The 13956-nt window shown below is 44.8% G+C and carries 9 protein-coding genes; all 9 read left to right on the forward strand.

Annotated features, from left to right (window positions below; genetic code table 11):
• The first annotated feature begins 11 nt into the window (after positions 1-11).
• The 9 genes from AC1DU2_RS18665 (at position 12) to AC1DU2_RS18705 (ending at position 13877) form a co-directional block, all read left to right on the forward strand.
• Positions 12-1904 carry a RagB/SusD family nutrient uptake outer membrane protein gene (locus tag AC1DU2_RS18665; protein WP_477362216.1) on the forward strand — a complete coding sequence of 631 codons (1893 nt, stop codon included), beginning with the start codon at positions 12-14 and terminating at the stop codon, positions 1902-1904.
• A gap of 19 nt (positions 1905-1923) precedes the next feature.
• Positions 1924-2628, forward strand: a complete 705-nt coding sequence (locus AC1DU2_RS18670) for a DUF3823 domain-containing protein (protein WP_477385942.1) — start codon at positions 1924-1926, stop codon at positions 2626-2628.
• 209 nt (positions 2629-2837) lie between these two features.
• The gene (locus AC1DU2_RS18675) at positions 2838-4679 is read left to right on the forward strand and encodes a glycoside hydrolase family 2 protein (protein WP_477385944.1); all 1842 of its coding nucleotides are present in this window, start codon (positions 2838-2840) and stop codon (positions 4677-4679) included.
• Between the two features lie 164 nt (positions 4680-4843).
• Positions 4844-6907, forward strand: coding sequence for a beta-L-arabinofuranosidase domain-containing protein (locus tag AC1DU2_RS18680; RefSeq protein WP_477385946.1), 2064 nt, complete (start codon positions 4844-4846; stop codon positions 6905-6907).
• 12 nt (positions 6908-6919) lie between these two features.
• The gene (locus AC1DU2_RS18685) at positions 6920-7963 is read left to right on the forward strand and encodes a family 43 glycosylhydrolase (protein ID WP_477385948.1); all 1044 of its coding nucleotides are present in this window, start codon (positions 6920-6922) and stop codon (positions 7961-7963) included.
• Between the two features lie 3 nt (positions 7964-7966).
• Positions 7967-9130 (forward strand): sialidase family protein, encoded by a 1164-nt coding sequence (locus AC1DU2_RS18690; protein WP_477385950.1) that lies wholly within the window; start codon positions 7967-7969, stop codon positions 9128-9130.
• Between the two features lie 18 nt (positions 9131-9148).
• Positions 9149-10225: a cellulase family glycosylhydrolase gene (locus AC1DU2_RS18695; RefSeq protein WP_477362228.1), complete on the forward strand. Its 1077-nt coding sequence runs from the start codon at positions 9149-9151 to the stop codon at positions 10223-10225.
• Between the two features lie 172 nt (positions 10226-10397).
• A complete protein-coding gene (locus AC1DU2_RS18700) occupies positions 10398-12500 on the forward strand; it encodes a CehA/McbA family metallohydrolase domain-containing protein (RefSeq protein WP_477385952.1) in 2103 nt (700 codons plus the stop codon).
• A 513-nt stretch (positions 12501-13013) separates the two neighbouring features.
• A complete protein-coding gene (locus tag AC1DU2_RS18705) occupies positions 13014-13877 on the forward strand; it encodes a DMT family transporter (protein ID WP_477385954.1) in 864 nt (287 codons plus the stop codon).
• The last annotated feature ends 79 nt before the right edge of the window (positions 13878-13956 follow it).

Here is a 13956-nt window from a genome sequence, read left to right on the forward strand (position 1 = left end):
TTTAAAACTCAATGAAAAAAATAACTATAACAACAATGTTTGCAGCCGTGTTATTAACAGGGGCCTGCAAAAAAGACAGCGAATTCCTGGATGTTCCGCCAAAGCAGATCGTATCTTCTGACGTAGCGTTTTCAGATCCGGCGTTGGTATTATCTATACTTGGTGATTTATACAACCGTCAGGTTGATTTCTCTGGTCTTGATAACGGTTGGGCATCATTTGCCGATTTTAGTGAATCATTCCCCTCAGAAAACGGTAGCTATTTCTTTGTTCAGCGCACCGGCTGGGGCTTTGGCGAGTGGGGTTTATATGATTACACCTACGTTCGCGAGCTCAATTTGTTTCTTGAACGTCTGAATGCCTCTACAAAATTGACCGACGATCAAAAAAATGGCTTTATTGCTGAAGGCAGATTTTTACGCGCCAACTTTTACTTCGAAATGGTAAAACGTATGGGAGGAGTTCCGTTGATCACCAAATCTCTTGATTACGATTTTTCTGGCAACGTAACTTCATTGCAGATCCCTCGTGCTAAAGAATCTGATATTTACGATTTCATTATCAGCGAAGCAGAGGCTATAAAGGATCTTGCTGTGGATCATGGCGATAAATCAAGAGCTACAAAGGGTGCAATTTTAGCAATGGAAGCAAGAGCCGCTTTGTATGCAGCTTCAATAGCAAAATACGGTGTTACTACACCCGTGGTAACTTTGCCGGGTAATGAGGTAGGCATACCATCAAGTATGGCTACCGGTTACTACAACAAAGCCCTTACTGCTGCAAAAGCTATTATTAGCGGTAGCGCAGGTAACTATTCACTATACAAACAGTTACCAGATTTAAGCGATAACTTTGCAAATATTTTCCTTGATAAAACAAGCTCAGAATCAATATTTGTTGAAGACTTCAAAGCAAATGCCGGTAAGACTCACGGTTTTACAACTAATGATCAGCCTTATTCTATTTCTGACGAGGGTGGTGACGCCGGCAGGTTAGATCCATCGTTAAACCTGGTAGAAGCGTTTGAGAAATTGGATAACACTTATGCTCCACTGCCAACTAAAGATGGTTCGGGTAATCCTATTTACTACGCAAACCAGCTGGATATTTTTGCAGGAAGAGACCCTCGTTTAGCAGGAACAGTATTATTACCGAATGGTTTATTTAAAGGTAAACGTACCGATGTAATGGCGGGGTATCAGTTAGCTAATGGAACAATTATCAGCAGCAGCGATGCTTCACTGCCGCAGGAAGTCCCCGGATTGGGCCGTGTGCAGGTGGTAGGACAAGACGGACCTGTGAGTGGTTTAGAGCTTCGTACGCAAACAGGTTTTTATATCCGTAAATATCTTGATCCAACTGTTGGTTCTGGTCGCCGCGGTCGTGGTAGTGATGTTAACTTTATTCGTTACCGTTATGCCGAAGTATTGTTGAATGCAGCAGAAGCTGACGCAGAACTTGGAAATTACGGTGAAGCGTCAATCTATATCAACCAGGTGCGTGCACGTGTTGGTTTAACTACTCCGCTTGTATTAACAGCAGCAAACTATTTTGACCGGATTGTGCATGAGCGCCGTGTTGAGTTAGCATTTGAAGGGCATATTTTGTTTGATATGAAGCGCTGGAGACTTGCACATATTGTATGGGATGGTAACCCGATGGATGTTGCTGACCTGGTTAGCGATATTGGCGACGCCAAAAAACATAACACACAACCGTTTGGTTTATGGCCATATAAATATTTTAACCCAGGCAACGCAAACAGTGGGAAATGGATCTTTAAAGAGATAAAACCAAGCCCGGTTACCGGGTCAAACAGGTTCCAGATGGGTAATTATTATTCGCAAATTTCGGATGATATCATCTCCAGAAACCCTAAAATTGTTAAGCAACCAAATCAATAGGTATTTTTAATATAAAATCATGAAAATAAAATTTCATCACATCATAATAGCCCTCTTAATTACAGCTACGGGTTGTAAGAAAGATAACTACGACGCGCCGTCGGTAGAATTAAAGGGCCATTTAACTTACAAAGGCACCACTATCAACGTAGAGCACGGGCAGGTACCTTTTGATGTTTATCAGCCTGGGTTTGGTAAATCCGGATCTATCAGGGGCTATTTTGACCAGGAAGGTGCGTATTCGTTGCTATTATTTAATGGCAACTACAAGTTCACCATACCTGCAAATCAGGGTCCTTTTTTATGGAAAGAATTAAGCGCCGGTAAACGCGATACGTTAGCCGTTAATTTAACGGGCAGCCAAACTTTAGATATTGAAGTTACACCATTCTATATGCTGCGTGAGGCGAAATTCACTGCTGCCAGCAGTAAAGTAACTGCAGTGTTTAACATTGAGAAGGTTATTACAGATGCCAATGCCAAAAATATTGAGCGCGTGACGTTATATCTTGGTAAAACACAGTTTGTGTCAGAAAATGGCGATAACCGTATAGCTAAAACTGATGTTGCCGGCTCGGCAGTTACCAGCCTTAACAATGTTTCAATAAGTGTTAATATTCCAACCATCACACCTACCCAAAACTATGTTTTTGCGCGTGTGGGGTTAAAAATTGCAGGTGTGGAAGATATGATCTACACACCGGTAACAAAAGTGTCCTTCTAAGTTAATAATTGGTTTGGGGTCGTACTGTGCGGTGCGGCCCCTTTTTTCTGATGTGTTAACTTTTAGTATCAAGTAGCTAGTATCAAGACTGCGGCCGTTTAGTATCAAGTAGTAAGTATCAGGTATCAAGACTGCTGCAAATGCATTACATTTAATCACGATAAATTCTTGATACTTACTACTTGATACTTTTTATCTTAATAAAACTAATGAAAAAACTAAATTTATGCCTTGCGGTTTTTACTGCAGCCTGTTTATCGGCTAATGCGCAGCAAAGCAGCTGGCACCTTATCAAAACAAAAATTACAACACCCTGGGCCGACAAGGTAAACCCAAATGCACCGCTGCCCGAATATCCCCGCCCGCAATTGGTGCGTGGTAACTGGCAAAATTTAAACGGACTATGGAACTACGCCATAGTACCCAAAGCATCAGCCGAGCCATCGGCTTATGCCGGTAAAATCCTGGTGCCTTTCGCCGTAGAATCTGCACTGTCGGGCGTTGGCAAAACGGTTGGGAAGGATAGCATGTTATGGTATAAAACTACCATCACCCTCAATAAAACATTAAAAGGCAAAGATGTATTGCTACACTTCGGCGCTGTTGACTGGCGTACCGAAGTTTTTGTAAACGGGTTAAGCGCCGGTAAGCATGAAGGCGGTTTCGACCCCTTTACATTCAATATCACCCCTTATTTAAAAGGCGGTGCAAAACAAGAAATTAAGGTGAGCGTGTGGGACCCAACAAATGATGGCCCGCAACCACGCGGTAAACAGGTTAAAAGTCCCGAAGGGATCTGGTACACGCCTGTAACCGGTATATGGCAAACAGTTTGGCTGGAAGGCGTTGCCAAAACGCATATTGAGGCCACCAAACAAACCCCCGATATTGATAATCACACATTAACGGTTTCGGCCGAAGTAACCGATAGCCAGCCCGGCGACCAACTAAAAATAACCGCCTGGGATGGCAAGATCAAAGTTGACGAAAAAACAGTTGATGCAGGCGCTGCCGCGATATTGGATATAAAAGACGAAAAATTATGGTCGACAACAGATCCGTTTCTGTACGATTTGCAGGTGGCTGTTATCCGTAAAGGCAAGCCGGTTGATGAGGTAAAAAGCTATTTTGCCATGCGCAAAATTTCGCTTGGCGGCGATGCCAACGGGGTACAACGCATGTTGCTGAACAACAAGTTTGTATTTGAATATGGCCCGCTTGACCAGGGCTGGTGGCCTGATGGCTTGTATACCCCGCCAACTTACGAGGCCATGAGCTACGATATTGACCAGTTAAAAGCCATGGGTTTTAACATGATCCGTAAGCACATTAAGGTTGAACCTGCCCGCTATTATAACTATTGCGATAAAACAGGTATGTTGCTTTGGCAGGATATGCCAAGCGGCGATTTGGGTAACCACTGGGAAAACCGTCCTGGCGTATTGGATAAAGCTACAGATCAGCAACGTACGCCCGAATCTGAAGGCTATTACCGCAAGGAATGGAACGCCATTATCAATTCATTATACAACTACCCCTGTATTGTGGTATGGACACCGTTTAACGAAGCCTGGGGACAATTTAAAACGGTTGAAATTACTGAATGGACGATGAAAAAAGACCCATCGCGCCTGGTGAATAGCGCAAGCGGGGGTAATTTTTACGATACAGGAAATATAGTGGATTTACACAATTACCCGCACCCGGCAATGCCGCGCCCGGAGATTTTTGGTAAAACCAAAGCTGTGGTACTGGGCGAGTTTGGCGGCCTTGGCTGGCCTGTTGACGGGCATACCTGGCAAGCCAACAAAAACTGGGGCTACCAGAACTTTAAAAATGGCGACGACCTGCTAAAACGTTATATCACCTTTACCGATAGATTGCAGGAACTTATAAAACTTGGTCTTTCGGCAGCGGTGTACACGCAAACAACCGACGTAGAAGGAGAGGTTAACGGTTTCATGACTTATGATCGTAAAGTGATTAAAATGCCTGTAGAATTGTTACACAAAGAAAACGTGAAACTTTACGATCCGGCGTTGGTGAAATAAATGATAGGAACGATTTAGCGGCGACTGAACTGCGTAGTTATCACAAGCACAAACAACAGAAAAAGCGTGAATAATTCTCTTAGAACGGAGAGAACTTAATTCGCAGAAATAAAATTCAGAACCCTCTCCTTTGGAGAGGGCAGGGTGAGGCTAACATACTTAACATGAGTAATTTTAATAAGATAGGGAAAGGCATTTGTTTAACTGCATTAGCTGCGTGCAGCAGTGTTTATACAGCATCGGCACAAACAGTAAAGGCATCGGTATTAACAAAGGTTAATAACCAGCAGGTGAATGCCAATTACGTTAATAACCGGGCGCCGCTGCAGCACGAATATTTTACCAAACTGCCGGTAGGCAGCATTAAAGCAGGTGGCTGGCTAAAAAAAGCCTTGGAATTGCAGCGCGATGGCCTTACCGGTAACCTGGGCGAAATAAGCGTCTGGCTGTCAAAAACCAACAATGCCTGGCTAAATAAAGAGGGTAAAGGCGAATATGGCTGGGAAGAATTACCTTACTGGTTAAAAGGCTACGCCAACATCGGCTATATGCTGGGCGATCAAAAAATTATTAAGGAAGCCAAATTCTGGATTGATGCGGTATTGAATAACCAGCGCGACAACGGCGATTTTGGCCCGGCCCGTACCAATAAAGGTAACCGCGACCTGTGGACAAACATGCCTATGCTTTGGTGCCTGCAATCTTATTACGAATACTCTAAAGATCCGCGGGTTATCCCCTTCATGACTAAATATTTCAAGTACGAGTTATCGGTACCGGATGACCAGTTCTTAGAAGACTATTGGGAAAACAGCCGTGGCGGCGATAATATGCTGAGTGTTTATTGGTTGTACAACCGCACCGGCGATAAATTCCTGCTGGATTTGGCTGCCAAATTGGATAAAAATACCGCTAACTGGCGCCAGGCCAATAACCTGCCCAACTGGCATAATGTAAACGTAGCCCAATGCTTTCGCGAACCGGCAACTTTTTACCTGCAGAGCCATGATTCAAAGGATCTGGCTGCTACTTATAACGATTTTAGCCTCATCCGTAAAATATATGGCCAGGTGCCCGGCGGCATGTTTGGTGCCGATGAAAATGCCCGCAAAGGTTATGACGACCCACGCCAGGCCGTAGAAACCTGTGGCATGGTTGAGCAAATGACATCAGATCAAATGCTGTTAGGATCAACCGGCGATACCTTTTGGGCATCCAACTGCGAGGATGTAGCATTCAACACATTTTCGGCAGCCTTTATGCCCGATTATCGTTCGTTGAGGTATTTAACTGCACCAAACATGGTGCTTAGCGATGGCAAAAATCACAGCCCCGGCATTGCCAATGAAGGTCCGTTTTTAATGATGAATCCTTTTAGCAGCCGCTGTTGCCAGCACAACCACGCAGCAGGCTGGGTGTACTATGCCGAAAATAGCTGGATGGCTACCCCCGATAATGGTATAGCAGCACAATTGTATACACAAGGCCAGGTATCGGCAAAAGTTGGCAAAGGCGTAAATGTAAATATTGTGGAGACCAGTAAATATCCCTTTGAAGATGAGGTGAGCTTTACGGTAAATGCGGCAAAAACGGTTGCTTTCCCGCTTTACCTGCGGATACCAGAGTGGTGTAAAGCTGCCTCGGTAAAGGTAAACGGTATCCCGGTAAAATTAAGTTCGGCCAACGGCGACTATATTAAAATAGCCAAGGCCTGGAAAAACGGCGATAAAATAACCCTGCATTTACCTATGCAATTAAAAGTACGCCAGTGGGAGCAAAACAAAAGCAGCGTGAGTGTAAATTACGGGCCGCTTACTTACTCGCTTAAAATTGATGAGCAATACACTAAGGAAGATAGCCGTACCACAACTCAGGGCGATTCGCACTGGCAGCCTACGGCCGATCCTCAAAAATGGCCTTCATATGAAATTCACGCCGCATCTGCTTGGAATTATGGTTTGGTAATTGACCAGGAACATCCGGAGAAATCAATTGAAGTTATTCATCGTGCATGGCCAAAGGATAATAATCCATTTACAAATGCCAACGCGCCTATTGAGTTAAAAACAAAAGGTAAACAAATTCCCGGCTGGGCAATTGATCAATATGGCCTTTGTGGTGTGCTGCCTCAAAGCCCGGTTAAAACCGGCCAGCCGACAGTCAATTTAACATTAGTGCCTATGGGCGGCGCAAGGTTAAGAATTTCGTCGTTCCCGGTAGCAGAGTAAGTATAACAGCTAATGAAAGGCCTTAAATTTATAACAGCATTCACCGCGTTGGTCACGATGTGTTTAACCGTTGTGGCTCAGCCCAGGGAAGGGGCTATCACGCAGCAACCACCATCGCCACTGTATCGCGACCCCATTTATGATGGAGCTGCCGACCCGGTATTGGTTTTTAACCGCGCCGAAAAGGAGTGGACGATGCTGTATACCCAGCGCCGGGCTAATGTACAATCGCCGGGTGTGGCCTATTGTTATGGCACTGCCATAGGCGTTGCGGTGTCAAAAGATCATGGGCATAGCTGGGTATATAAGGGAGCACTAAATTTGGAACACGGACAGGGGCAGAATACTTTCTGGGCCCCGGATGTTGTTTATCAAAACGGCGTCTACCATATGTTTGTAGTTTATATCAAAGGTGTTTACAGCCAATGGGGCGGCGATTCGCACCTGGTACATTATACCAGTAAAAACCTGTGGGACTGGAAATATGAAGGCCCGCTTCATCTGCCAGATCATAATATCATCGACCCAACACTGATAAAACTGCCCGACGGAAAATGGCACATGTGGTATAAAGATCAAAAGCTGAACAGCATAACCATGACTGCCCAAAGCACCGACCTGGTGAATTGGAAGGTTGATGATAAACCTGCCATAGGCGGGCGTGCCCACGAAGGCCCCAAGATATTCTGGTTTAAAAACTATTACTGGTTGATAACCGACGAATGGCAGGGCCAGCGCGTTTACCGTTCAAAAGATGCGCAAACCTGGGAACACCAGGGCCTTATATTAGATAAACCCGGCCACCGTAACGAGGATACGCCAACCGGCGCACATGCCGATGTAGTGGCGAGCGGCGATCATGCTTATATTATTTATTTTACCCACCCAGGCCGCAAAACACATGGCGATGATGGGGGGCTGGATAAAGACGGAGCATATTCTTATTCAACGAAGCGCACATCTATACATGCTGCCGAACTTGAATTTGATGGCAGCACTTTGGTGTGCGACAGGGACAAACCCTTTAACTTTTGGCTGGCCGATATAGTAAACTGATGCATGATGAAGATGGGGATAACCAAGATATGGCTTGCTGGTATGTTAATTCCGCTCATGGCCTGCGGACAAGATAAAATGCCTGTGAAAGCAAGTGATCAGGTGGATATCGCGTGGGAGCAGTCGACGCTAAAACAAGTATCTCCCAGCGGTGGCAACTATGCCCGTGCCATACAACTGAGCAACAGCCACCTGCTTTGCGTTTACGAAGGCGACGGAGGGATACAAAGTACAGTAAGTACCAACCTTGGCGAAACCTGGCTTGCCCCGGTAAAAGTGGCTTCATCGGTTCCTGGTGTTAATATGGCCGTCCCTGATATTGTAGAGCTGAAAGACCACTCGCTGCTGGTATCCTACAATCCCCGGCCACACAAAGTAAATGGCGTGGCAGATACAACCAAACACTTTGCCATCATCACCAAAAAAAGCTACGATGAAGGTAAAACCTGGACTGATGAGCGCTTGATATACCAGGCCGGCTACCGGTTTGAGGATGGTTGCTGGGAGCCATCGCAATTGCAGTTGCCTTCGGGCGAAATTCAGTTATTTTATTCTGACGAGGGCATCTTTACGCAATCGAATGAGCAAAATATTTCGCTCTTCAGATCGTACGATGGCGGCCTCAGCTGGACAAAGAAACCCGAAATTGTAGCATTTACACCCGGCCATCGCGACGGGATGCCTGTACCTGTTTTGTTAAAGGCAACAAGTGAGATCGTGTTTTCCATTGAAGATAACGGCGGCGGCCAGTTTAAACCCTCAATCATTCGCAACAGCATTGCGCAAAACTGGCAAAAAACTGTTAGGCCAGGCGATGCGGAACGCACTTATGCCATTACACCCAGGTTGCCCGAAACGTTTTATGCCGGCGCACCTTATTTGCGTCAGTTACACGGCGGGCAAACAATTTTATCGTACCAAAGCACCCAAAACCGGGATAACAACGGCAATTTGGCCTGTATGCAGGTGGCCGTTGGCGATGAGAATGCAAAAAACTTTAAAAATGTAAGCACGCCATTTAATGTACCTTTAAACAAGCACGGCTTGTGGAACTCGCTGTGCGTGCTTAGCGACGATACAATTATCGCCTTAACATCAACAGATGCTTATGGCAGCAACGCCATCTGGATGATAAAAGGACATTTGGCAAATAAAAAATTGAATTAAACTATTAAACACTTATACATGCAAACTAAACTAAAATTATTGGCCATCGCTTTAATAATGCCATTGAGCATGAAGCTATCGGCCCAGCAAAAAGCAACAGCACCCGTTTGGAGCCCGCAAAAAGCCAGCGCCTGGTACGCCAAAAACCAATGGCTTGTAGGCAGCGATTTTATAACCAGCAGCGCCATTAACCAATTGGAAATGTGGCAGGCCGATACCTTCGACCCGAAGACTATTGATAAGGAACTGGGATATGCGCAGGGCATTGGCATGAATGTAATGCGGGTATTTTTACACCACCTGGCCTGGCAGCAAGACCCGGCCGGCTTTAAAAAACGAGTGGACGAATACCTGGCCATATCCAGCAAACACGGCATTAAAACCATGTTTGTGTTTTTTGACGATTGCTGGAACAAAGTACCAAAAACAGGTAAACAGCCCGAGCCAAAACCTGGTATCCACAATTCGGGCTGGGCGCAGGACCCCGGCCAGCCGGCGTCCGAAGAGATGGCCAATTCGCCTGTATTGGAAAAATACGTAAAGGACGTATTAACCACTTTTAAGGCAGATAAGCGCATATTGCTTTGGGATTTATATAACGAGCCAGGCAACTCCGGTAAAGGGAACAAAAGTTTACCACTGCTTAAAAACATATTTAAATGGGCCCGGCAGGTAAACCCAAATCAGCCGATAAGTGCAGGTGTATGGTCATGGGGATTAGAGGATTTAAACAAGTTCCAGGTAGCCAATTCGGATGTAACTACTTATCACGATTATTCGCCGGTTGATGATCACCTGAAAACAGTACAATTCCTGAAAATGATTGGACGCCCGCTAATTTGCACCGAATACATGGCCCGTCCGCGTAACAGCACATTTGCAACCGTATTGCCTATGCTGAAAAAAGAAAACGTAGGCGCCATAAACTGGGGCTTTGTAACCGGCAAAACCAATACCATTTACGCCTGGGATACCCCAATGCCCGATGGCGCCGAACCAAAACTATGGTTCCACGATATTTTTCACAAAGATGGCACGCCATATAAAACTGAAGAAACAGAACTGATTAAAAGCCTGACAGGAAGGGGAAAATAGATTTCAGATGTGCAGATTTCAAATGTGCAGATTTCAGATTTTAGATGTGCAGATTAGGAGGAACCGTGACATGTTTGAAAATCAAAAACTCACGAAGTTTTTAACTTCGTGAGTTTTTTGCGGATTTGTCATTTTTCCTGTAATGGCCACCGGGCTTGTTAAATAAATAGCGATGAGGGTTAAAAAGAACAGTTATTTAGTTGCTGCATGCCTTGGTTTAATGGGCTTGTTGCTTGTTGATATGGCATCAGCTCAGATCATTAAACAAAAAAAGTTTAAAACCAGCCCGGGAGTATTCGTAAGCACCACCGGTACCCGGTTTACCATAACCTGGCCCACGGGTCAAGGTAACAACGGCCGCCTGGTATTGAGCCTCAAAAATGATGAGCCACTATTCAGCAGTATCGGATTAAGTAAGGGCGGAGTATACCAAACCATTATCCAAAATGTCGATCCGCAATTCATCATCACTGAAGGCAAGCGCGACCTGGTGTCCCAAAACGGATGGAACATATTTTTTGATAAGGTGCCCTTAAAGCCGCATCAATCCTATAAAGTTGAATTTCATAAAAAGGATATCAACGTAAATAGTTCGGGTTCACGAACTGTAATTACGATGAGTGGGGTAGAGGCCACCAATTTTAAAGGCGACCTACAGATAACACTCTATAACGGCCAACCCCTGTTCAACATAGCCGCCTTTGTATCAACCCAAAAAAATTCGACGGCTATACTGTATGATGCCGGTTTGGTGGGGAAGCACCCGCCTGTAAAGAACATCAGCTACAGCGATGTTTACGAAAAACTGCAAACAGATGATATCAATCAGCCTGATACTGCTAAAAATATAGCCGTAAAGTATCGTACAATCATCGGCACAAATGATAAAGGAAGCATTGCAGTTTTCCCGGCACCGCACCAATACTTTTATCCATTAGATGAAGCTTTCAACCTCAAATTTGTGTGGTATGGCAACAATTACCGCCAAATGCTTGAGGGCTTTGGCATTGGTATAAGGCAGGAATTAAATGGTGATAAACGTTATGTGCCATGGTTTAACGCCCCGCCGGGAACAAAACAGCGGCTTAACTTTTTCTGCCTGTTAGGTATTAATGGCGCACCGGCGTTGTTAGCCAATGTGAAGCAATTTACGCACAATGACAGCTATAAACCCTTGCCGGGTTACAAAACCATGGCCAGCCATTTCCATAATGAGTTTATTATGAGTGTGGTGCTTAAAGGTAAGCCCGTACCTGATAACCCCAGCTTTGTGAAAGTATTTAAACGGCTGGGCGTAAACATTGTGCACCTGGCCGAGTTTCACTATACTGCCCACCCTAAAGGCCCCGACGAACAACGTTTACAGGAGTTGAAAACGTTGTTTGAGCAATGCGCCCGCTTATCCTCATCAAACTTTTTGTTGTTGCCAGGCGAAGAGCCGAATGAGTTTTTTGGAGGTCACTGGCTGGAGTTTTTCCCAAAACCGGTTTACTGGATTATGGACAGGAAGCAGGGTACGCCATTTGAAACTACCGATGCCGAACATGGCAAGGTTTACCACATTGGTGATAAAAACGATATGCTGCGGCTGCTGCAAGCCGAAAATGGGCTGGCCTGGACCGCCCATGCCCGTACCAAAGGATCAACAGGGTTTCCGGATGCCTATAAAAAGGAGGACTTTTTCCTGTCGGATAGGTTTTTAGGTGCTGCCTGGAAGGCGATGCCGGCCGATCTGTCGCAACCCAGGTTGGGGAAACGGGTGCTGGATTTGATGGACGATATGAATAACCGGGGCCTCCATAAAAAAGTACTCTCGGAAGCCGACTTGTTCAGCATCGAACCGGAAAACGAGATGTATGCCCACATGAATATCAATTACCTGAAACTGGATAAACAACCGGAATTTAAGCAAGGCTGGCAGCCGGTTTTGGATGTGTTGCAGCAGGGTAAGTTCTTCTCCACCACCGGCGAAGTTTTGATTGAAGATTTTAAAATAAATGGCCGGTCGTCTGGCGAAACCTTTACCTTCCCCGACAATGGGCAATGCCACATCTCCTTTAAAGCCAGCTGGACATTCCCGCTTAATTTTGCCGAAATTATTTCTGGTGACGGCAAGCAGGTTTATCGTAAACGCGTTAACCTTGATGCCACCGAAGCATTCGGAAACCAGTTATTTAGCTTAACAGAAAACCTTAAAGGCCGTAAATGGGCACGTTTAGAGATATGGGACGCTGCCGCCGATGGTGCTTTTACGCAAACAGTTTGGTTTGAATAAAGGGAAACAGCACCCGTAAAGGCATCTGTACAAAAATTAGCAATATATTAAAACCTGCAAAATGAGAGTTGCGGGTTATGATTGTTTGTAGGAGTGTTTTATAGCGAAAATTGCTAATGTGAAAAGCTTAATTGTGTTGATAGTCAGTAGAATGTGATTTTTAATATAGCCTGCAAACACTACTAATCAGACCCGTAACTCTGTCGGGCACCCCATGGCGCGCTAAATATCCTTTATTACATCTTTGCCAATACGCACTCTTTGTTCATGTTTTAAGATATTAACTATTCACGGTGGTTTATTTGGGAACGATCGACCCAAAGTATTTAACACTATCCATTGGCTATCGGTTAGTCATAACTTAAGGTAATTAATCAATTACTATTTATCATTTGCCCAGGGTGATAAATAAAAGCATCTTTAGTTCGTCAACCGGTCTTTATGTGTTAAAGCAAGGCAGGTAGTAATTTAAAACTATGATGGATCAACACGCTGCGATAAATTGAAGTGCAAATGAGTTTATATGTACTTGCTTTAGTACTTACAGCCGCAGTACTGCATGCCGTATGGAACTTACTCTCCAAAAAAGCCGGGGGTAAGGCGCCATTTATCTGGCTAATGTATATTGCAAGCACTGTGTTGTACCTGCCGGTGATGTTTTATGAGTTGATGCAGGGCCATGTAGCTTGGTCGCAACCATTATTATGGCTTTCGCTGGGCAGCGCTGCTCTGCATACTGGTTACTACCTGGTTTTGCAAAAAGGCTACCGAAGCGCTGATCTGTCTGTGGTATACCCACTTGCCCGGGGCACCGGTCCGCTGTTTTCATCTGTCGCGGCCATTTTATTTTTACACGAGCAGTTGAAGTTGAAAGCAAGCATAGGTTTGTTGCTGATTCTTATCGGCGTATTTATAATAACCGGTTTAAGTTTAAGAAAGGAAAACAATGCTAAAATAATGACTGGTGTTTTCTGGGGCACGCTTACTGGTTTGTTTATTGCCTTATACACGTTTAACGATGCCGTTGCCATAAAAACATACGCCATCTCGCCCATCGTAGTCACCTTTGTTTCCAATATGTTCAGCATGATGTTGCTGATACCCCTGGTTGTAACACAAAAGGTCGAAATTAAACGGGAGGTACGCCGGCACAAATGGACAATTATAGCTATTGGCCTGTTAAGCCCGGCAGCTTACATATTAGTGCTCGAAGCGCTGAAATACGCGCCGCTTACCGTTGTTGCCCCAGCCAGGGAAACCAGCATTCTGCTGGGCGTATTCATTGGTTCGCGGGTGTTGAATGAAGACGATAGCAGGAGACGATTAATTGCCAGTGTATTGATACTCGGAGGAATAATTGCCTTGAGTTTGAATTGAGCTTTTGTTCTATATTTGATATTAAAACTTGCTTCGCTTGAAATTAATCTCCAAAATCAATGTTTATTCATGATAAATA

The sequence above is a fragment of the Mucilaginibacter sp. P4_C11 genome (assembly GCF_056402115.1).